The 19,956-nt window shown below is 69.5% G+C and carries 16 protein-coding genes; 7 read left to right on the plus strand and 9 right to left on the minus strand.

Annotated elements, in window-relative coordinates; genetic code table 11:
• The first annotated feature begins 15 nt into the window (after positions 1–15).
• A complete protein-coding gene (ccoS, locus tag MARPU_RS02795) occupies positions 16–237 on the plus strand; it encodes a cbb3-type cytochrome oxidase assembly protein CcoS (protein ID WP_005222675.1) in 222 nt (73 codons plus the stop codon).
• On the opposite strand, the gene amt is transcribed toward ccoS, so the two are convergent.
• From amt to MARPU_RS02810, 3 genes are all read right to left on the minus strand, one after another.
• A complete protein-coding gene (amt, locus tag MARPU_RS02800) occupies positions 227–2,485 on the minus strand; it encodes an ammonium transporter (protein ID WP_005222676.1) in 2,259 nt (752 codons plus the stop codon). The two genes, ccoS and amt, sit on opposite strands and share 11 nt — an antisense overlap.
• A gap of 231 nt (positions 2,486–2,716) precedes the next feature.
• Positions 2,717–3,643 carry a GIDE domain-containing protein gene (locus tag MARPU_RS02805; RefSeq protein ID WP_005222677.1) on the minus strand — a complete coding sequence of 309 codons (927 nt, stop codon included), beginning with the start codon at positions 3,641–3,643 and terminating at the stop codon, positions 2,717–2,719.
• A gap of 10 nt (positions 3,644–3,653) precedes the next feature.
• Positions 3,654–4,223 (minus strand): LemA family protein, encoded by a 570-nt coding sequence (locus tag MARPU_RS02810; protein WP_005222678.1) that lies wholly within the window; start codon positions 4,221–4,223, stop codon positions 3,654–3,656.
• A gap of 210 nt (positions 4,224–4,433) precedes the next feature.
• Between MARPU_RS02810 and MARPU_RS02815 the strand changes: the two genes are divergently transcribed.
• From MARPU_RS02815 to rapA, 4 genes are all read left to right on the plus strand, one after another.
• A complete protein-coding gene (locus MARPU_RS02815; RefSeq protein WP_025275080.1) occupies positions 4,434–5,438 on the plus strand; it encodes an efflux RND transporter periplasmic adaptor subunit in 1,005 nt (334 codons plus the stop codon).
• A gap of 7 nt (positions 5,439–5,445) precedes the next feature.
• Positions 5,446–8,928 carry an efflux RND transporter permease subunit gene (locus MARPU_RS02820; RefSeq protein ID WP_005222680.1) on the plus strand — a complete coding sequence of 1,161 codons (3,483 nt, stop codon included), beginning with the start codon at positions 5,446–5,448 and terminating at the stop codon, positions 8,926–8,928.
• A 217-nt stretch (positions 8,929–9,145) separates the two neighbouring features.
• Positions 9,146–10,990, plus strand: a complete 1,845-nt coding sequence (locus tag MARPU_RS02825) for a methyl-accepting chemotaxis protein (RefSeq protein WP_005222682.1) — start codon at positions 9,146–9,148, stop codon at positions 10,988–10,990.
• A gap of 258 nt (positions 10,991–11,248) precedes the next feature.
• A complete protein-coding gene (gene rapA, locus MARPU_RS02830) occupies positions 11,249–14,032 on the plus strand; it encodes an RNA polymerase-associated protein RapA (RefSeq protein ID WP_005222689.1) in 2,784 nt (927 codons plus the stop codon).
• Here the strand turns inward: rapA and MARPU_RS16490 are convergent.
• From MARPU_RS16490 to MARPU_RS02845, 3 genes are read right to left on the minus strand one after another with little or no spacing between them, the layout of a single operon-like run.
• Entirely contained in the window at positions 14,029–14,517 is a 489-nt protein-coding gene (locus MARPU_RS16490) for a Slp family lipoprotein (RefSeq protein WP_051415123.1), read from the minus strand. The two genes, rapA and MARPU_RS16490, sit on opposite strands and share 4 nt — an antisense overlap.
• 26 nt (positions 14,518–14,543) lie before the next feature.
• Positions 14,544–15,113 (minus strand): Slp family lipoprotein, encoded by a 570-nt coding sequence (locus MARPU_RS02840; RefSeq protein WP_005222692.1) that lies wholly within the window; start codon positions 15,111–15,113, stop codon positions 14,544–14,546.
• Positions 15,076–15,282, minus strand: a complete 207-nt coding sequence (locus MARPU_RS02845) for a Trm112 family protein (protein WP_005222694.1) — start codon at positions 15,280–15,282, stop codon at positions 15,076–15,078. Before MARPU_RS02845 ends, MARPU_RS02840 begins: the two co-directional genes overlap by 38 nt.
• A 634-nt stretch (positions 15,283–15,916) precedes the next feature.
• On the opposite strand from MARPU_RS02845, the gene MARPU_RS02855 reads away from it, so the two are divergent.
• Together MARPU_RS02855 and MARPU_RS02860 are read left to right on the plus strand one after the other, a co-directional pair.
• A complete protein-coding gene (locus tag MARPU_RS02855; protein ID WP_025275081.1) occupies positions 15,917–17,482 on the plus strand; it encodes an alpha/beta hydrolase in 1,566 nt (521 codons plus the stop codon).
• 370 nt (positions 17,483–17,852) lie between these two features.
• Positions 17,853–18,299, plus strand: a complete 447-nt coding sequence (locus MARPU_RS02860) for a hypothetical protein (RefSeq protein WP_005222698.1) — start codon at positions 17,853–17,855, stop codon at positions 18,297–18,299.
• A gap of 12 nt (positions 18,300–18,311) precedes the next feature.
• On the opposite strand, the gene nifM is transcribed toward MARPU_RS02860, so the two are convergent.
• From nifM to nifW, 3 genes are read right to left on the minus strand one after another with little or no spacing between them, the layout of a single operon-like run.
• Positions 18,312–19,160 carry a nitrogen fixation protein NifM gene (gene nifM / locus MARPU_RS02865; protein WP_005222700.1) on the minus strand — a complete coding sequence of 283 codons (849 nt, stop codon included), beginning with the start codon at positions 19,158–19,160 and terminating at the stop codon, positions 18,312–18,314.
• Positions 19,157–19,624, minus strand: coding sequence for a nitrogen fixation protein NifZ (locus MARPU_RS02870; RefSeq protein WP_005222702.1), 468 nt, complete (start codon positions 19,622–19,624; stop codon positions 19,157–19,159). The genes nifM and MARPU_RS02870 overlap by 4 nt, the downstream gene beginning before the upstream one ends.
• On the minus strand, positions 19,608–19,946 hold the full coding sequence (nifW, locus tag MARPU_RS02875; protein ID WP_005222704.1) for a nitrogenase-stabilizing/protective protein NifW: 339 nt from the start codon (positions 19,944–19,946) through the stop codon (positions 19,608–19,610). Before nifW ends, MARPU_RS02870 begins: the two co-directional genes overlap by 17 nt.
• Positions 19,947–19,956: the final 10 nt, after the last annotated feature.

Below are 19,956 nucleotides of genomic sequence, written 5' to 3' on the forward strand. Positions count from 1 at the left end.
CGCGGAGACCGACCGATGGATGTCATCTATGCACTGATCCCGGGCATGCTGGTGCTCGGCCTGGCCGCGGTCGCGGTGCTGTTCTGGGCCGCGCGCAACGGCCAGTTCGACGACCTCGACGGCGACGGGCGGCGCATCCTCATGGACGAGGATGAGATCGACCCGCGCCGCCTGCCCGACGCCGACCCAGACGAGGCGTCGTCGGGGCGCGCGCCGGACGATCGCCTCAGGTACTGAAGCCGGCGACCTGGGTGTTGAGGCTGCCGACCTGGGTGCGCAGCCCGGTGGCGCTCTCGGCGATCAGCGCGCTGCCCTGGCTGCTCTCCTCGGAGACGTCGTGGATTGCGCGGATGCGGGTGTCGACCTGCTCGGAGAGCGCATGCTGCTGCTCGACCGCCTCGACGATCTCGCGGTTGACCGCGCTGATCTCGGCCACCGCCTCGACGATCTCACCGAGCGCCTGCATCGTCGCCGCCGCCTGCTCGGCGCTCTGGTTGGCCTCGGCCATGCCGCGTCTGAGCGTCTCGGCGGTGCGCTGGCTCTCGCTCTGCAACTGCTCGATGCGCTCACGGATGTCATCGGTGGCCAGCCGGGTCTTGGTGGCGAGCTGACGGATCTCGCCTGAGACCACGGCGAAGCCACGCCCGTGCTCGCCGGCGCGCGCCGCCTCGATCGCGGCGTTGAGCGCGAGCAGATTGGTCTGATCGGCGATCTCGCGGATCAGATCGACCACCTCGCCGATCGACTGACTCTGCGCCGAGAGCGATCCGGCCTGCTCCGAGGCGCCGTCGAGCTGGCCGGCGAGCTGGCTGACCAGGGTATTGAGTCGACCGATCTGACCACTGCCGTGTTCCACCCGTTGCTCGGCACTGTGTCCCGAGGCCAGCCCGCGCTGGGCGCTCGCAAGGGTGTGCCCGGCATGGCCGAGCATCTGCTCGACGAAGCGTTGCGCTTCCTCGGCGTCCTGGCGCTGACGCCGCGCGCCGTCGCGGGTCTGGTGGGCGAGGGCGGCGAGCTGGTCGCTGTCGAGCTGGACCCGACCGGCGACCTCGGTCATCACCCGGATGCTCTCCTGGAAGCGGTCGAGCATGCGGTTGAAGGCGAGCGCCGTCTCGCCGGCCTCGGTGGCGTTCTCCACCGGCGCGCGCAACCGCAGGTCGCCGCTCTCGACGATCTGCTGCATGGTGCGCATGGTGTCGAGCCAGACCGTGCGGGCGCCGTGCTCGACCACGTTCAGCCCCTCGTCCTCCTCCTCCGGGCTGACCCGCAGGTCGTGGAACAGGCGCAGCCCGAGGAACACCACCAGGCCGCTGCCGAAGGCCCAGACGAACACCGCCACCACTCCGATCAACTGCACCCCGAACTGACTGAGGTGGCCGCCGGTGGCGAGCTGGTCGGCGGGGGCGAAGAGGGCGAGCGCCAGCGTCCCCCAGACCCCACCGAAACCGTGGGCGGCGATCGCCCCGACCGGGTCGTCGAGTCGTGCGAGATGGAGGAGCGCCGATTCGATGCCATAGACCAGCAGACCGCCGATGGCGCCGATCCACAGCGCGTTGCCCGGCTCGACGAAGGCGCAGCCGGCGGTGATCGAGACCAGCCCGGCGAGGGTGCCGTTGAGCACCCGCTCGACCGGCACCTGGCCCTGATTGAGAGTGAGCGCGAGCAGCAGGCTGGCGAGTCCGCCGGCGGACGCCGAGAGCACGGTGTTGAGGATGATCTTGGGCACCGAGGCATCGGCGGCGAGGGCGCTGCCACCGTTGAAGCCGAACCAGCCGAACCAGAGGATGAAGATGCCAAGGGTGGCCAGCAGCAGGTTGTGACCGGGGATGGGCTGCGGCTCGCCGCGCGCATCGAAGCGCCCGCGTCGCGCACCGAGCACGATCACCCCGGCGAGCGCCACCCAGCCGCCGACCGAGTGCACCACGGTGGAGCCGGCGAAGTCCATGAAGCCCATCGCCTCGAGCCAGCCGGGGGTGGTGTCGGCGAAGGCGCTGCCCCAGACCCAGTGCCCCGAGACCGGATAGATCAGCAGGCTGATCATCGCCGAGATGATCAGATAGGCGTTGAACTTCATCCGCTCGGCCACGGCGCCGGCGACGATGGTCGCGGCGGTGCCGACGAAGGTCGCCTGGAAGAGGAAGAAGGCATAGTCGCCGGGTGCGCCGAGCAGCGAACCGTTGAACCCGTGCAGCCCGATCCAGCCGTTCTGGCTGGTGCCGAACATCAGTGCGAAGCCGATCAGCCAGAACAGGATCACCGCGACCAGGAAGTCGCTGATGTTCTTGATCGCGACGTTATAGCTGTTCTTCGCGCGTACCAGCCCGGATTCGAGCGCGGTGAACCCGGCCTGCATCAGGAACACCAGCCCAGCGGCGATCAGCACCCAGATGAGGTCGAGTCGTGCACCGATATCGAGCGCTTCTGACGGCGCAGCGAACACATTAGGGCAGAAGGCAAGGGAAAGAATAATAAGGGCTTTGCGCATGTCTGGATCCGATCCTTGATGAGTGACTGATCGATATTGGTGCATGTCGATCGGGCGTCACCTCGATGCCCTTTTTTAAAGCATGGGATATGCCAATCTGATGTTTGTCCTGACCTTATCAGGGCAAAATGCTGTCGTTGCCGGTGAGGTCAAGTCGGGGTTGATGGACGGGGTGAGTGGTCTGGTGTGCGGCGAGGGGCCATGTGGTGTGGCGGGAGCGGCGGGGTGTGCTCAGGCGCCGAGCCGCAGCGCCGGGGCCAGGGCGCTGCCGAGCGCGAGCAGGCCGGTGAGGATGGCGCCTGTGGCGGTGCGCCACTGCAGCTGTCCGATCAGGGAGGCCTCGTCGCCGCTGGCGATCAGTGGCCGCAGTCGTGGATCGGGGCCGTGTCCCACGCGTGGTAGCGGCGGGGTCGCGGCGAGCTGGCGCTCGGCGTGCTCGGCGAGCTGCGCGGCCTTGGTGCGTGCCCGCTCCCACTCATCGAGATCGATCTCGCCGTCGCCGTTGCGATCGAGCGCACGCATTCGCTCGGGATCGCGTTTCCAGCGGTTGAGCAGCGCGCGGGTGAGGCGATCGCGCGCCTCGGGGCCGCGTCGCGGGGTCTCGAGATGGCCGAGGACATAGAGCAGGTCGTGGTGCTCGATGCGCTCCTCGCGCATCCGCCAGCGCCGCGCGCCGCCGAACAGTTGCTGCCAGGCGCTCGGCGCGGTGCCGGGAGGGGCGCCACGGCGTGGGCCGTACCAGACCCGCGCGCGGTGACAGCGCACCTGGGCGCGATGTGGGTCGACCAGGCACTGTCCGGTACCGTCGTCGAGTAGGAAGGGGGCCTCTGAGCTGTCCTCCTCGACACGCACCCAGCGTTGCTGACGACCGCTGTCGCGGCGCTCCTCGATACGGTAGCGATACCACAGACAGGGGGCGCCGGTGAGCGGTGCCAGCAGGGGCGCCTGGTGGGGCGCGGCCAGTCCCTGCAGCTCGACCTGTCCCTGGGCGGCGGAGCGGATCCGCGCCGTCGGGGTGTCGGTGACCCGGCGCAGGTCGTGGTAGCGGCCGAGGGTCCAGCGCAGCGCGAACAGCGCCGCGGCGGTGACGATCGTCCAGCCGATCCAGAACTGCTCGGCCGGGGTCTGCGCCAGGGCATCGGCGAGCGTCTCGAGCATGGTCGCCGGCTCAGCCGAACAGGGCGTCGAGATCGACGTCGGCGCGTGCCTCGCTGAACTCGAGGAGGCTCGCCGGGGTGAAGCCGAGCCGGCGCGCGATCAGCAGATCGGGGAACTGGGCGAGTCGGACGTTGAGCAGGTTGACGCTCTCGTTGTAAAGCTCGCGGCGATCGGCGATGGTGTCCTCGAGCTGGGTGATGCGCGCCCCGAGGTCGCGGAAGGCGCGGTCGGCCTGGAGTTCGGGGTAGGATTCGGCGATCGCCAGCAGCTGACCGAGTCCGGCGCGCAGCGCGGTCTCGGCGGTGCCGAGCTGGCGCAGGTCGCCGCGCTCGCGGGCGGCGAACACCGCCCCGCGCGCCTCGACCACGCGCTGCAGGGTCTCCTGTTCGTAGCGCATGTACTGACGACAGACGCTGACCAGCTTGGGCAGCTCATCGTGACGCTGCTTGAGCACGACATCGATGTTCGACCAGTTCTTGGCCACCTGATGCTTGAGCCGCACCAGGGCGTTGTAGACGGCGATCGCGTAGATGGCGAGCAGCGCCAGCGCGACCAGCAGGATGACAAGCGTCAGGCTCATGGCTGTGACCTCGTGTGGTGTCCGTCGGGCCGTGTGCATCCGCGTCCGGCACGCAATCAATGCTACACGCCCCTCCCGACCCTGTCCCGGATCCGGTCTATGCTTTGAGGGGATCGTCACGTCGGTGTCGGTCGATTCCGTGATAAGGGCACGAGCCCCTTGCTGAGACGGTCGTCGGTCGTCACGGCAGGGGCGGGACAGGGATGCTGAATGATGCTGCGGATGTTCATCACTGGGGTACTGTTGCTGCTGCCGGAACTGGTCGGCGCCGAGTCGCCCCTGCCGGTGACCACGGTCGAGCTGGAGGCGGTGCTGGTGCATCCGGTGCGCGAGGCGCCGGCCGAGGCGGTGGCACTCAACGACACCCGGCTCGGCGCCGAGATCAACGGGGTGATCGCCGCGATCGATGTGGCCGTCGGCGATCGGGTCGAGCGCGGTCAGGTCCTTGCCCGGGTCGACTGCACCCCGCACCGCATCGAGGTCGCCCGCGCTCGCGCCGCGCTCGATGCCGGACGCGCCACCCTGGAGTTCAGCGAGCTGCAGCTCGACAACGCGCGTCGGCTCTCGGAGCGGCGCAGCATCTCCCAGGAAGAACTCGACAAGCGCGAGGCTGACGCCCGTACCCGCAAGGCCGAACTCGACCGGCTCCAGGCTGCGCTCGACGCCGCCGGATACACCGCTTCTAAGTGCACCATCGCCGCGCCACTCAATGCGGTGGTGATCGAGCGTATCGCCAGCGTCGGCGACTATGCGGTGCCCGGCACCCAGATCCTGCGCCTGCTCGACGACGAGAACGTCGAGGTCAGCGCCAAGGTCCAGGAACAGGACCTCGACGGTCTGGAGGCCGCCGCCGAGGTGCGCTTCACCGGCCGGCTGCGCGATCATCCGGTGCGGTTGCGCACCGTGCTGCCGCTGCTCGAGCGGCGGCTGCGCACCTATGAGGTCCGGCTGAGATTCACCGCCGAGCCGGCACCACCGGGTGCTGCTGGGCGGTTGCGCTGGCGGGTCGGCGGCGGGCGCATCCCCGCCGATCTGCTGGTGCAGCGCGACGGTGGTCTCGGGGTGTTCGTGCTTGCCGACGGCCACGCACGCTTCCAGCCGCTGCCCGAGGCGCGTGCGGGCCACCCGGCGGCCACCGGCCTGGCACCGACCACCCGGCTGATCGTCGACGGGCGCTTCCGGGTCGAGGACGGTCAGGCGGTGACGGTGGACTGAGACGACCATGTTCGCGCAGCTGATCCGCAATCACGTCCTCACCAACCTGACCTTTCTGCTGGTGGTGGTGCTCGGCGCCATCGCCTATCTGCAGCTGCCGCGCGAGCAGGATCCGAGCGTCAACTTCAACTGGGTGACGGTGCGGGTGATCTGGCCCGGCGCCTCGGCCGAGGACATCGAGACCCGGGTGACCGAACCGCTGGAGGAGGGCATCGAGCGGGTCGACGACACCAAGTTCGTCAGCAGCAACAGCCGTCAGGGGATCGCCTTCATCCTGGTGCGCTTCGAGGATATCGGCCCCGATGCCTTCGACAAGCGCATGGACGACCTCAGACGCGAGATCCAGAGCCAGCTGCGCGAGCTGCCGGCCGAGGCGCGCCAGCCCGAGATCGTCGAGGTCAGCAGCGCCAACGCCTTTCCCACCGCCACCCTGGCGCTGGTGGGGCGCGCCGCCGACGAGCAGCTGCGCCGCTCGGCGGTGCAGGTACGCAAGGACCTGCAGCGGATGTCCGGGGTCGATCGGGTCGAGACCATCGGTCAGACCGACCCCGAACTGCAGGTCGATTTCTCCCCCGAGCAGCTGGTCGGGCTCGGCGTCTCACCGGTCGATCTCGCCGACACCGTTACCGCCTATTTCCGCGACCTCGCCGCCGGCAGTATCTCGCTGGGCGATCAGCAGTGGTTCGTGCGCGTGGTCGGCACCAGTGACGATCCGCGCTATCTCGAGGACCTGCCGATCGTCACCGCGCTCGGCGAGCTGCCGCTGCGCTCGGTGGCCGAGATCGTGCGCGGTCACGACGAGCCCGACCAACTGGTACGCTACGGCGGTCGTCCGGGGGTGCTGCTGTCGGTGTTCAAGGCCGACCAGATCAACAACATCGAGCTGCTCGCGCGCATCCGCGACTACATGGAGGGGGTCAACACCGGGTTCGCCACCCTGGGCCTGGAGCTGGTGCTGCTCGAGGACCAGACCCTGGCCACCCAGCACGCGGTGCGGGTGATGGAGCGCAACGCCCTGGTCGGGCTGGCGCTGGTGCTGGTGATGGTATGGCTGTTCCTCGGCCTGCGGGTGGCGGTGCTCACCAGCATCGGCATCCCTTTCGTGCTCGGCGGGGTGTTCATCCTGCTCGCGCTGTTCGGTCAGACACTCAACTCGACCACCCTGCTGGCGGTGGTGATCAGTCTGGGGATGCTGGTCGACGACGCGGTGGTGGTGGTCGAGGCGATCTACTACAAGCTGCGTGAGGGCTACGAGGGGGTGGCTGCCGCCCTCGCCGGGTTGCAGGAGGTGGCGGTGCCGGTGGGCTCGGCGGTGCTCACCACCATCGCCGCCTTCCTGCCGCTGATGCTGATACCCGGGGTGCTCGGCGACTACATGAAGTTCGTCCCTGCGGTGGTCACCCTGGCGCTGTTGATCAGTCTGGTCGAGGCCTATTGGATGCTGCCGAGCCACATGCTCGAGGCGCGTGTCGATCCCGGTCATCCCGGCAAGGTACAGCGCGCCCGACTGCGCGCCACCGACTGGTTGCGGCGGCGCTTCGCGCGGGCGCTGGTGCGTTTTCTCGGGCTACGCTGGTGGATCGCCCCGCTCGGCGTGGTGCTGCTCGGTGGTGCGGTGGCGATGGTCGGCGGCGGTCTGGTGCGGGTCGACTATTTCGCCACCGATCTCTATCGGTTGTTCTACATCAACGTCGAGATGCCGCCCGGCACCAAGGTCGAGAAGACCCTCGCCACCCTCGAGACGATCGAGCAGCGGGTGCGCGCCGAGCTGCGCGAGGGCGAGGCACGGGCGTTGATCAGCTATGCCGGGCAGCGCTTCACCGAGACCGAGCCGGTGTTCGGCGAGGAGAAGGGGCAGGTGTTCGTCAGCCTCGAGCCGGCTGCGCCCGGGCGGCGCGGGGTCGAGGCATTGATCGGCGCGGTGCGCGCGGCGGTCGAGGCGGTGCCGGGACCGCTGGAGGTCTCTTTCCTGCGGCGCAAGATCGGGCCGCCGACGCTCAAGGCGATCAACGTCAAGGTGCGTGGCGACGACGTCGCCGAGTTGCGCGCGGCCAGCGCCGAGATCAAGCGCTTCCTCGCCGCCACCCCGGGAGTGGTCGATATCAGCGACGACGATACCCGCGGGCGCATGGAGCTGGAGGTGCGGCTCGATCCCGACGCCATCGTGCGCGCCGGGCTGAGTCCGGCGGAGGTGGTGCGGATGGTGCGCCTCTATGCCGACGGCGAGGTGGTGGCGAGCATGCAGCACCAGGGCGAGCGGCTCGAGGTGCGGGTGCGCGGCGCGCCGCGCGCGCTGCTCGACACCCGCTCCTTCCTCGATCATCCGGTGGGGCTGCCCGATGGCAGCGAGATCGCCCTCGGCAAGCTGCTGCGGGTCGAGACCCAGCGCACCACCAGCAACATCCGTCACTACGACTTCCGCCGCGCGATCACCGTCGAGGCCGACATCGACAGTACGCTGACCGATACCGTCAGCGCCAACCTCGCCATCCGCGCCTTCTGGGTCGAGACCCGTGACCGCTACCCCGGCGTCGACATCGACCTCACCGGGCAGAACGACGACATCGAGGAGAGTCTCAACGCCATCCTGGTGCTGTTCGTCGTCGGCCTCGGGCTGATCTATCTCATCCTCGGTGCCCAGTTCGTCAGTTATCGCCAACCGCTGCTGGTGCTCGCCACCGTGCCGATGGCCTTCATCGGCGTGGTGGTGGGGCTGTTCGTCAGCGCCAACCCGCTCAGTCTCTATACCCTCTACGGTGTGGTGGCGCTGGCCGGGATCGCGGCCAACGACTGTATCGTGCTGATCAGCACCGCCAACCGCTATCTCGCCGGTGGGCTGGGGGTGACGCGCGCCGCCGTCGCTGCCGCGCGTCGTCGGGTGGTGCCGATCATCATCACCTCGCTGACCACCATCGCCGGATTGGTGTCGCTGGCCACCGGGCTGGCCGGTGAATCGCTGATGTGGGGGCCGGTGGCCACCGCCATCGTCTGGGGGCTCGGCTTCTCGACCCTGCTGACGCTGTTCTTCATCCCCGCGCTCTATCTGGTCTTCACCCGTCCGCCGCCCTCGCCGCTGCAGCGTCTGGCGCTGCTGCCATTGCTCGTCGAGGGTGAGCCCGGCCCCTGGGGGCGCTGGTCGGAGCGGCTCGGTGGCGGGAGCCGGCGCGCGCGCGTCCCGGCCGCGCGCATCCCCGATCTGGAGTGGCGCGAGCGCTATCGCGCCGCGGTCGCTGCGGTCGATGCCGGCGAGCTGGAACCGGCGATCCGTGAGCTGCAGTGGCTCGCCGACCAGGCCCCGGAGTCGACCCTGTTCGCTTCGGCGCTGGTACAGGCGCTGCTGCTCTATCTCCACCGCCTGGGAGGCGATGCCGGTTATGTCGAGCGCGCCCGGCGCTATCTCGCGCATGCCCGTCGGGTCGATCCTCACGCCCGTCATCTGCTCGAACTCGAACGCGTGCTGCGTGGCTTCGAGACCGGGACTGCGCCCTGAGCGGCCATCGTCCATGCGCGGATGGCTTATACTCCTGGGTGTGTGACCCGATTGAAGCGGGTGCGCGCCGTTGACGCCGAAGGGGTGCGCGACGGTGCGATCGAAGGGTCTCGAGCGGCGTATGCGTCCTCGGTGACCCGACCGGGCAAGCGGGCTGGGCGCGCTCCCCCTGCCACCGAGCGCGATGATGCACGATCTCCTGGTGAGGAGCCGTAGTATGCGCATTCGTCTCAAGCTCATTGCCCTGGCCATGCTCATCCTGCTGGCACTGACGACGGTGCTGGGTGCCACTTGGTGGGCCTGGCAGCGGGCCGTCTCGCTCGATGACTCGAAGGAACAGATGCTCGAACTCGCGCTCGAACTGACCGGGCTCGAGCGCGAGGCCCGTCTCTTCATCGACCAACTCGATCCGGCCTCCATCAGTCGCTGCCAGACGCATACCCAATCGCTCGCGCGGTCGCGCGCCGCGCTGCGCGCGCGGCTTGCTCGACAGGGGCTCGGAAAGGATGTCCTGAACCCCTTTGCCGTCGCGCTCGATCAGGCCACCGATGCCTTCGAGCGCTTGGTGGCGACCTACCGCGAGGTCGGGCTGGATCCGCGCTCGGGGCTCTACGGCAGTCTGCGCGAGGCCGTCCATCAGGCCGAGGCGGCGGTCGAGGCGCTGGGGCGTGACGATCTGCTGGTCGACATCCTCCAGCTCAGACGCAACGAGAAGGACTTCATGCTGCGCGACGCGCGCGACTATGTCGTCCGCTTCGAGGACAACCATGCCCGACTGCTCGCCGACCTGGGGGGGACGGAGACGATGACCCGTGCCGCGCTGGAGCGTTATCGGCATGACTTCCTCGCCCTGGTCGAGGGTCGCGAGCGGATCGGGCTCGCGCCCGACAGCGGGTTGCGTGGCACCTTCGAGACGCGACTCGCCGAGAGCCAGGCCCAGCTCAGCATGGTGATCGGCGAGGTCGACGCGTTGCTCGAAGGCGCACGCCAGCGCACCGCGCTGGCCCTGCTCGGACTGATGACGGTGATCTCCGTGCTGGTGGTGGCGCTGGTGTTGGGGCTGGCCCGTCAGCTCGACCGTGGTCTCGGGCACAGCACCCGGGTGATGCGCCGGATCGCCGAGCGGCGCGACCTCACCCAGACCATCGCCCTCGCCGGGCGTGACGAACTGGCGCAGATGGGGCGCTATTTCGACGCCATGATCCAGCTGCTGCGCGAGTTGCTTCAGCAGGGCGGGGAGGCGAGCGCTGCGCTGCGCGGGGCGACCGCGACGCTCAGCGAGAGTTCGGCGAACACCATCGCCGGGCTGCGTACCCAGCGCGCCGAGACCGAGCAGGTGGCCAGTGCGGTCACCGAGATGGCTGCGACCATCGAGGAGATCGCGCGCAATACCGATCTCACCGCAGAGCAGGCGCGCGAGGCCAGCGGCAATGCCCAGGCCGGGCAGCAGGCCGTCGGTGAGACGGTGGCGCGGATCGAGGCGCTCACCGAGCGGCTCGCCGAGTCGGCGCGGATCGGCGCGACCCTGGTCGAGCATGCCGAGCAGGTCGACTCGGTGCTGGCGGTGATTGGCGCCATCGCCGAGCAGACCAATCTGCTCGCGCTCAACGCCGCGATCGAGGCGGCGCGCGCCGGCGAGGCCGGGCGCGGTTTCGCGGTGGTCGCCGACGAGGTGCGCGCGCTCGCCGACCGCACCCAGGGCTCGACCCGCGAGATCGGCGAGACCCTCGAGCGAGTGCGTGCCGAGGCGCGCGCGATGATGGGCGAGATGGATGCCAGTCTGGAGCAGGGGCGAGGGAGCGTCGCCAAGGCCCGCGAGGCCGGCGAGCTGCTCGAACGCATCGCCGTGGAGGTGGCGCGGATGCTCGACATGACCACCCAGATCGCCGCCGCCGTGGAGCAACAGAGTCAGGTCGGTCGCGCGCTCGATGCCAATCTGGTGACTATTCGCGACCTCACCGAGGAGACCGCCGCGCGCGCCGAGGACGATGCCCGTACCGCCGAGCAGGTCGCCACCCAGGCCGAGGCCCTGGCGCGCAACATCGCGCGCTTCGAGACGTGAGGGGCGGCAGCGGGCAGCGGGCAGCTGGCAGCGACCAGCTGCCAGCCACCAGCCGCCAGCGACCAGCCACCAGCCACCAGCCACCAGCGACCAGCGACCAGCGACCAGCGACCAGCGACCAGTCACCAGCCACCAGTCACCAGTCACCAGCCACTGGTGATCGCTGGAAGCTGCTGGCTGAGCGTGTTTCCGCCCCTGGGGTTGCCGGGTGCGTCGGTGTAGCATAGCGCGCTTTTCTCCGACGACTTTGAATCGAGCATGATGGATGATTTCGTACCCGGCCAGCGCTGGCTGAGCGAGACCCAGGGTGAACTGGGTCTGGGCATCGTCTCCACCGTTGACGCGCGTTGCGTGCAGATCGCCTTTCCCGCGGTGGGCGAGACGCGACTCTATGCGCGCCAGAGCGCGCCCCTGGTCCGGGTCGAACTCGCCCCCGGTGAACGGATCCGCGACCGTGCTGGGCGCGAGTTGGTGGTGGTCGATATTCGCACCCAAGGCGGGGTCATCAACTATGTCTGCGAGGACTGTGAGGGGGCGCGTTGCGAGCTGCCCGAACTCGAACTCGACGACCGCCAGCGCTTCAACCGTCCGCAGCAGCGCCTGCTTGCCGGGCGCATCGACAGCGACCGCTGGTTCAGTCTGCGCTATCAGACCTGGCTGCGCGGACAGCGCGAGGCCGACTCCGAGGCGTTCGGGCTACTCGGCGCGCGGGTCGCGCCGGTGCCGCACCAGCTCCATATCGCCGCCGAGGTCGCCGAGCGCGAGGCCCCGCGGGTGCTGCTCGCCGACGAGGTGGGGCTGGGCAAGACCATCGAGGCGGGCCTGATCCTGCACCGCATGCTGCTCACCGGGCGGGCGCGCCGGGTGCTGGTGGTGACCCCGGAGCCACTGCTCAACCAGTGGCTGGTGGAGATGCGTCGACGCTTCAATCTGCGCTTCGCGCTGTTCGACCGCGAGCGCTTCGACGCCATCGAGGAGGACAATCCTTTCCATGCCGAACAGCAGGTGCTCTGCAGCCTCGATATGATCGCCGGCGAGCCCGATGCCGCGCGCGCGGTGCTCGACGGGCAGTGGGACCTGCTGGTGGTCGACGAGGCCCATCACCTGACCTGGGACGAGGAAGAGGCGAGCCTCGAGTACGACCTGATCGCCGCGCTCGCCGAGATCACCCCCGCGGTGCTGCTGCTCACCGCCACCCCCGAGCAGCTCGGGCGAGCCGGGCACTTCGCCCGGCTGCGCCTGCTCGACCCGGCGCGCTTCCACGACTATGCCAGCTTCCAGGCTGAGGAGGCCGAGTACGCGCCGGTCGCCGAGCTGGCCGCGCGGTTGCTCGACGAGGCCCCGCTCGAGCCGGACCAGGCGGCGCTGCTCGCCGGGCTGGTCGGTGACATCGAAGGGGTCGAGCGCACCGAGCTGATCGAGCGCCTGGTCGACCGTCACGGCACCGGGCGGGTGCTGTTTCGCAATACCCGCGCGGCGATCGACGGCTTCCCCGCGCGCGAGCTGATCCCGCACCCCCTGCCCGAACCCCCGGCCTTCGCCGCGATCCTGGGCACCGGCGCGCGGCTCAACCCGGAGCGTGGCTTCGGGCCCGACTGGGAGACACACGACCCCAGAGTGGACTGGCTGATCGAGACCCTGCGCGCGCTGCGCCCGGCCAAGGTGTTGCTGATCTGCGCCGATGCCGCGACCGTGCTGACCCTGCGCGAGGCCCTGCAGCGGCGCGCCGGGATCCATGCCGCGGTGTTCCACGAGGGCATGTCGATCGTCGAGCGCGATCGCGCCGCGGCCTATTTCGCCGCTGCCGACGAGGACGGCACCCAGCTGCTGATGTGTTCGGAGATCGGCAGCGAGGGGCGCAACTTTCAGTTCGTCCACCATCTGGTGCTGTTCGACCTGCCGCTCGAGCCCGATCTGCTCGAGCAGCGCATCGGTCGGCTCGACCGTATCGGTCAGACCGAGACCATTCGCATCCACGTCCCCTATCTCGTCGGCGGTCCGGGCGAGACCCTGTATCGCTGGTATGCTGAGGGGCTGGGCGCCTTCGAGCAGCCGCGACCGGCGGCTACCACGGTGTTCGAGTCGCTCTCCGATCAGCTGCTCCAGGTCCTGCGCGATCCCGAGGACCTGCCGGCATTGATCGACGCGGCGCGCGCGCACGGCGCGGCGCTGGAGCAGGATCTGGCCGGCGGTCGCGACCGCCTGCTTGAGCTGCACTCGCACCGTCCCGAGCGCTCCGCCGCGCTGGTCGAGGCGATCGAGTCCGAGGATGGCGGTCGTGAGGTGGCCGACTACATCGGCCGTTTCTGGGATGCCTTCGGGGTCGAGTACGAGCCCGGCAGCGGTGGCTCGGTGATCGTGCGCCCGGGGCAGAAGATGCTCCAGGAGCACTTTCCCAGGCTCGACGCCGAGGGGCTGACCGCCACCTTCGATCGCACCGACGCGCTCGCCCACGAGGATCGCGAGTTCCTCACCTGGGAGCACCCGATGGTGCGTGAGGCGATGGAACTGCTGTGCGACTCCGATCTCGGCACCTCGGCGGTGACGCTGATGCGCGACTCGCGCTTCGAGCGCACCACTATGCTGCTCGAGGTGCTCTATGTCGCCGAGTGCGTGGCGCCGCGCGAGTTCGATGTTGGGCGCTTCCTGCCGCCGACCCCCTTGCGCCTGCTGATCGACCCCGAGGGCAATGATCTGGCCGATACGCTCGCCCACGACACCCTTGCCGGCGAGTGCCTCACCCGCAACATCAAGCTCGCGCGCTCGGTGATCAAGTCGCAGACCCCGAGACTGGCGGCGATGCTGCTGCGCGCCGAGACGCTGGCCCAGCAGGCGCGCGAGCGTCTCGAGGTGGCCGCGCGGGCGCGGATGCGCGAGGGTCTCGATGGCGAGCTGGCGCGGCTTGCCGCGCTCGCCGAGGTCAACCCCAATGTGCGTGCCGATGAGCTCGAGGGGCTGGCGGCGCGGCGCGCGCAGCTCGAGCGCTATCTCGGCAAGACCCACCTGCGACTCGACGCGGTGCGGGTGGTGGTGATCGCCTAGAAGCCGATACCGATGCCGCCGCCGACCCCGTGGAAGCCGCCACTGCCGATGCCGATACTGATCCAGGGACGGGTCACCGGCCGGCTGGCGGGGCGCTGTGCGTCGGCTGTCGGCCAGAGCTGTAGCGATGCCTGATCGAGTCGTGGCGGGTCGTCCGTGACCAGGGTGACCCGTCCGGTGGCGGTGAGTGCGCGCCCCGGACGATATTCGGCCGGATCGAGGAACCCTGGTCGACGGATCAGGAAGTGCCCGCGCGCGGGGAGGCTGGTGCGTGGACGACCGCAATCGTCGAGCGGGTGGGCCTCGACCATCAGCTCGGTGGTGGTGGCGAGGTTGCGGGTGCTGAGCAACACGCCGCCCCAGCTCACCACCGTGCCCTGATCGCTGGCGCGTGCCGTCTGTGGGGCGAGCGCGGTGTCGCCGACGGGGTGATGACAGTGCTCGGGCGTCCCGGCGCAACCCTGTAGCAGCAAGCTCCCGAGCAAGAGCCCTGCATATCTCCCGAGGCGCATCACCACGGACCGTACCAAGGGCCTCGCCAGGGGCCGTACCAAGGGTAGGGCGCATAGACCCCGGCGGGATAGCGCGGCGCCGGGACCGGCTCCGGCCACAGGTGCGAGTGCTCGACCGCGACCACCGGGTAGCGATAGGGATAGTCGCCGACCGCGCGGGTACGGGGCGGTAGCAGGATACCGACGACGGTCAGGGTGCGCTCCTCGGGATAGCCTGCAGGGTCGACGAAGCCCGGGAACTCGGCGAGGAAGCGTCCCTCTCCGGGGGCCTCGGGATCGGGTTCGCCGCTGCTGTCGAGTGCTCGGGCGAGCAGCTCGATGGTCGTGTGCTCCGCGTGGTTGTGCACCGCGAGGATGGTGCCGCCCCAGCGGACCCGCTCGCCGAGATGGGCCATCGGGGCCTGCTGTGCCGCGGCCGGGGTGGTGGCCACCCCGGTGGCGTGGCGGATGGCCTCGGGCACACCGCTGGCGCAGCCGGCGAGCCATAGCGGCAGGCCGAGCGCGAGGATGGCGCCGAGCCGGTGAGCCGGTTCAGCCCGCCTTGGCTTCGCGGTAGGTGTCGAGTTCATCGGCGGAGAGCCTGCGTGCCTCGTCCTCGAGCATCACCGGGATGTCGTCGCGGATCGGATAGGCGAGCTGGGCCGAGACCGAGATCAGTTCGTTGCGCGCCTTGTCGAAGATGAGTGGCCCCTTGGTCACCGGGCATACCAGGATATCGAGCAGTTTCTTGTCGAGCATTCTGTTCTCCTCAGCAATGGATGGGGGCGGACCGCGCCGGTGCCCCAGGTTGGGCTGAGTTTACCCGCCCGATGGTTGCGCTGGCGAGCGCGACGGGCGGACGGGGACGAGCGTCACGAGGGCGTGATCCGGTTGCAGGGGGCGACCGCCAGCCGCCAGCTACCAGTCGCCAGTCGCCAGCTACCAGCCGCCAGCCAACAGCCGCCAGCTACCAGCCGCCAGCCGCCAGCTGCCAGCCGCCAGCCGCCAGCCGCCAGTCGCCAGCCGCCAGTCGCCAGTCGCCAGTCGCCAGTCGCCAGTCGCCAGTCGCCAGCCACCGGTCGCCAGTGGGTAGGCGCCCTCGACAACAGCACGGCGTGCCGTCAACCCTCGCGCACGTCCTTGAGGGCCGTGCTTGAGGACCGGCGGCCACCGGCCGGCTGATCGCTGGCAACCCCAACACCTCTTTGCGTTCTTTGCGGCTTGGCGGTTCAATCCGCTGGCCGCTGGCCGCTGGCCGCTGGCCGCTGGCCGCTGGCCGCTGGCGGTGGAGATCGCGCCCGGCGTCATCTTAGAATGGGCGTTCAGCACGCCCGTCCCGGGACCTGGGGTGTCGGGGCGGTCCCTGCAACCACCGGAATCCTCGATATCGCCCATGTCCATGCCATCGCTCACCCGTTGTCGGGGGCGCTGTCTGCTGCGCCTGCTCGTCGCCGTCATCGCCCTGGTCGCCATCCTCAGTTCACTGTGGCGGCTGCATGCGGCCAGCGCCGGGGTCGAGATCAGCACCCAGCGCATCGACGGGGTGCCGCTGACCCTGTACCGGCCCGCCGGGGTCGAGCGCGCACCGGCGGTGGTGATCGCCCACGGCTTCGCCGGCTCGCAGCGGATGATGCAGCCCTATGCCCTGACCCTGGCGCGTAACGGCTATGTCGCCGTCACCTTCGATTTCGCCGGTCACGGGCGCAACCCGGCGCCCTTCGTCGCCTCGCTCGAGGATCAGCAGCGGCGTCTCGCGACCCTCAGCGCCGGGCTCGCCCCGGCGGTGGCGCTCGCCCTCGAACACGCCGATCCGAGCGGGCGGGTGGCGCTGCTCGGTCATTCGATGGCCGGTGACGTGCTCGCGCGCCATGCCGCGGCCCACCCCGAGACGGTGGTGGCGAGCGTGCTGCTCTCGCCCTATCTCTCGCCCGAGACCGAGGTCGCCTCGATCCGCAACCTGTTGCTGGTCTACGGCGCGCTCGAACCCGAGATGCTGCACGCGCAGGGGCTCGAGCGGCTCGCAGCGGTGCTCGACACCGAGGTGGCGCCGGGCGAGATCCACGGCGCGCCGGAGACGGGCGACGGGCGCGGGCTGATGCTGGTCGAGGGCGCCGAGCACATCGGCGTGCTCTATGCCGAGGGTGGGCAGCGTCTGGCGCTCGACTGGCTCGATCGCAGCTTCGGCCATGTCAGCCAGGGCGGCGTCGATCGGCGCGGCGGCGCGCTGGCGCTGCTCTTTCTCGGGCTGGTGACGCTCGCCTGGCCGCTGGCGGCGCTGCTGCCGCGTGCGGCCGCGACGCCACGCGGCGCCGGGCTCGGCTGGCGCCGATCGTGGCCGGTTGCGGTGGCCCCCGCGATTCTGACCCCGCTGCTGCTGTGGCCGCTGCCCACCGGCTGGCTGCCGATCCTGCTCGGTGATTATCTGTCGCTGCACTTCGGACTCTACGGGCTGCTCACCCTGGCCGCGTTGTGGTGGGTGCGTCGAGGGGACGCGGACAGCGAGACGCGCGCCGTGCCGGTCGACTGGTCACGGCTGGCGCTGGCCACGTTCGCGGTGATGCTCTACTTCGGGGTGGCGCTGACCCTGCCGATCGATCGCTTCGTCACCACCCTGGTGCCCGACGCCCACCGTCTGCCGCTGGTGCTGGCGATCCTCTGCGGCACCGCGCTCTATTTCGGCGCCGACGAGTGGCTGACCCGGGGACAGGGCGCCGGGCGCGGCGCCTATGCCGCGACCAAGCTGCTGTTCCTGCTGTCGCTGGCGCTGGCCGTGGCGCTCAACCTCGCCGAGCTGTTCTTCCTGGTGATCATCATCCCAGCGATCCTGGTCTTCTTCTTGGTCTACGGGCTGCTGAGCGGCTGGGTCTATCGCCGCGTCAACCACCCGCTCGCCGGTGCCCTGGCCAACGCCCTGGCCTTCGCCTCGGCGGTGGCGGTGACCTTCCCGGTGGTGGGGTGAGGGGGTAGCCGCCAGCGACCAGCGGGGTGGTTGCTGGGAATTGTTGAACCGCGAAGGCGCCAAGAGCGCAAAGAGGCTCAAGTTGCAAACGATCAGTCACCAGCCGTCGCGTAGGTGTCTGGCGCCAGTGTTTGAGGGTAGGTCGCCACTGGTGGCTGGAGGCTCTTCTCTCCTTTGCGCTCTTGGCGTCTTGGCGGTTCAATCCGCTGGCGCTGTTACGGTCTTCGCACCCCGGCCGCTCTGGATGTAGACTGACCGGACGCCGGCGGACAGGATGATGAGCCGCGATCCCACACAAACGCGGCCACGCCGGTTGTCCGTTCACGACAACGATCGCGCTTACCACCAATCGAGCCGGAGGAGCATGGCCATGGTCGCGTTTGCCCAACTGCATGCCCAGAACCACAAGATCATCGAGCTCTCGAACGTCTTCCTGTATCTGGTGCGAGAGCGTTCGATGTGTGACACCGAGGTCGCCTGCGATCTCTTCTTCGATCTCACCACGCGTATCCGCGAGCACATGGAGCTGGTCGATCGCGAACTCTGCGGTCGGCTCATCGCCCACTCCGAGCAGCAGGTGAAGAACACCGCCAATCGCTTTCTCTCGGGTTCGATCGAGATCAAGCGCATCTTCGCCGCCTATGTGAAGCAATGGTGTTCGCAGCAGCGCCACAGCCTCACCATCGGCGATCACGCCGCCTTCCTCCAGGACACCGAGCAGATGATGGCGCTGGTGATGGACCGCATCCAACGCGAGACCGAGCACCTCTATCCGCTGATTCGTCAGGTCCAGGGCAACGACAAGGAAGTGGCCTGAGCCGAGCGGTCTTCAGGCCACCGCCATGCGCCCACGCAGCACGCTGATCCAGTCGCGCTGACGGGCGCGTGCGGCCTGCTCGCGGAGCTGGACGCGCAGCTGCTCGCGGACCGTCTCGAACGACAGGGTCCTGGCCGGGTGGACATGCTCGCAGCGCAGCAGATGGAGTCCCAGCGGGCTCTCGACCACGGCGCTGATCTCACCCGGCGCGAGCGCGAACAGCGCGGCGTCGAGCGCGGGGTAGAGCTGCCCGGCGGTCAGGGTGCCGAGCCGACCCTCCTCGAGCGCGGTCGGGCATTCCGAGTGACGCCTGGCGAGCGCGCCGAAGGCGTCCGGGTCGGCGGCGAGCCGCACGGCCAGCGCCGCGATGCGCGCGCGCGCGGTCTCGGGGCGGTTCTCCGCGTAATCGGGGTTGATGGTGATGAGCAGGTGGCGGGCCTCGCGCCGCTCGGGCTGGACGAAGCGCTCGCGGTGGCGCTGATAGAAGGCCACCAGTTCGTCCTCGCTCGGTGCCGGGGCCTGGGCGCCGATGCGACGCAGCACGGCGTCGAAGCGCAGCTCGCGCTCCAGGGCGCGGCGTAGCGCGGCGACATCCAGTCCGCCATCGGTGAGCGCCGCCTCGAAGGCGACCTCATCCTCGTAGCGCTCGCGCAGCTCGGCAAGGCTCGCGTCGAGCTGTTGGTCGGTGATCTGCGTGGCCGCCGCCTCGGCGGTGGCGAGCACCAGTGCCTCGAGCTGCTGGCTGCGCTCGGCCAGACGCTCGGCCTCGGCGCGCTGGACGGCGTCGAGCTGGGTCGGTGGACACTGGAAGCGATTGGCCGAGGCGCGGATCAGGTGGTAGGGGTCGATGCACACCTTCATCCGGCCTCCTGGGGTTCGAGCTGGTCTTCGGGTTGGTCCAGCGCCGACTCGGGCACCAGCAGCGGCCTACGCCCGGCGAACAACACCTGATAGCACACCCCCTGCGGGTGATCGCGCTCGACCCGCAGCACCTCTCCGACCTCACCGGGCTCGACCAGCACCTCGCCACGCAGCGCCAGTCGGCGGGCGGCGGCGACCCGCTCGCGCGCCTCGAAGCGGCTCGGGGTCCAGGGCGCGTCGGCTGCCTGCAGCTCCTCCTCGCGACAGCCGACCACGCGGCCCTCTTCGATGAAGTGCACCGCGTAGATGATCTGGTCCTGGAGGAAGGTGCCGACATCGCGTACATGGCCGACGGCACCGCGCCGCACCAGCAGATCGCCGCGCGAGCCCTCGGGGAAGGTGCCGTCATTGCGCAGATTGCGGGTCACTCGCACCGCATCGCCGAACTCAAAGTTGGGGCGCATGGCTACCTCCCGCCGGGTCGAGTTGGAGGTCGACGCGCACGCCGCTGCGCGGTCCGTGCAGATGGAAGACCCGGAACACCCGCTCGGTGCGCGCGTCGGACGCAACGAAGTCGTGATAGGCGCGGGTGAGCAGCTCGGCGCGCCGCCGGTGACGAGCCTCGGCCTGTTCGGGCAGGGGCTCGGCGTCGGCCAGATAGTCGTGGAAGCGCTGCAGGATGTGCAGCCGGTTGACCCGGACCACGGCCGGGTTGTAGTCGATCTCGAAGTGCTCGAGGAAGTCCTCGGCGCTGACCAGGTCGTGCAGATCGCTGTCGTCGTTCATCGGCGGCTCC

Origin of the sequence: Marichromatium purpuratum 984 (assembly GCF_000224005.2) — a bacterium.
GTDB lineage: Bacteria > Pseudomonadota > Gammaproteobacteria > Chromatiales > Chromatiaceae > Marichromatium > Marichromatium purpuratum.

Excerpts from the sequence above, each read along its gene's own strand:
- MARPU_RS02810 (WP_005222678.1), bottom strand. The coding sequence starts at position 4,223 with ATGAGCCTGACGCTTGTCATCCTGCTGGTCGCGCTGGCGCTGCTCGCC.
- MARPU_RS02855 (WP_025275081.1), top strand. The coding sequence starts at position 15,917 with ATGTCCATGCCATCGCTCACCCGTTGTCGGGGGCGCTGTCTGCTGCGC.
- rapA (WP_005222689.1), top strand. The coding sequence starts at position 11,249 with ATGATGGATGATTTCGTACCCGGCCAGCGCTGGCTGAGCGAGACCCAG.
- MARPU_RS02870 (WP_005222702.1), bottom strand. The coding sequence starts at position 19,624 with ATGCGCCCCAACTTTGAGTTCGGCGATGCGGTGCGAGTGACCCGCAAT.
- MARPU_RS02840 (WP_005222692.1), bottom strand. The coding sequence starts at position 15,113 with ATGAACTCGACACCTACCGCGAAGCCAAGGCGGGCTGAACCGGCTCAC.
- MARPU_RS02815 (WP_025275080.1), top strand. The coding sequence starts at position 4,434 with ATGATGCTGCGGATGTTCATCACTGGGGTACTGTTGCTGCTGCCGGAA.
- ccoS (WP_005222675.1), top strand. The coding sequence starts at position 16 with ATGGATGTCATCTATGCACTGATCCCGGGCATGCTGGTGCTCGGCCTG.
- MARPU_RS02860 (WP_005222698.1), top strand. The coding sequence starts at position 17,853 with ATGGTCGCGTTTGCCCAACTGCATGCCCAGAACCACAAGATCATCGAG.
- MARPU_RS02825 (WP_005222682.1), top strand. The coding sequence starts at position 9,146 with ATGCGCATTCGTCTCAAGCTCATTGCCCTGGCCATGCTCATCCTGCTG.
- MARPU_RS02820 (WP_005222680.1), top strand. The coding sequence starts at position 5,446 with ATGTTCGCGCAGCTGATCCGCAATCACGTCCTCACCAACCTGACCTTT.
- MARPU_RS02805 (WP_005222677.1), bottom strand. The coding sequence starts at position 3,643 with ATGCTCGAGACGCTCGCCGATGCCCTGGCGCAGACCCCGGCCGAGCAG.
- amt (WP_005222676.1), bottom strand. The coding sequence starts at position 2,485 with ATGCGCAAAGCCCTTATTATTCTTTCCCTTGCCTTCTGCCCTAATGTG.
- MARPU_RS02845 (WP_005222694.1), bottom strand. The coding sequence starts at position 15,282 with ATGCTCGACAAGAAACTGCTCGATATCCTGGTATGCCCGGTGACCAAG.
- nifW (WP_005222704.1), bottom strand. The coding sequence starts at position 19,946 with ATGAACGACGACAGCGATCTGCACGACCTGGTCAGCGCCGAGGACTTC.
- nifM (WP_005222700.1), bottom strand. The coding sequence starts at position 19,160 with ATGAAGGTGTGCATCGACCCCTACCACCTGATCCGCGCCTCGGCCAAT.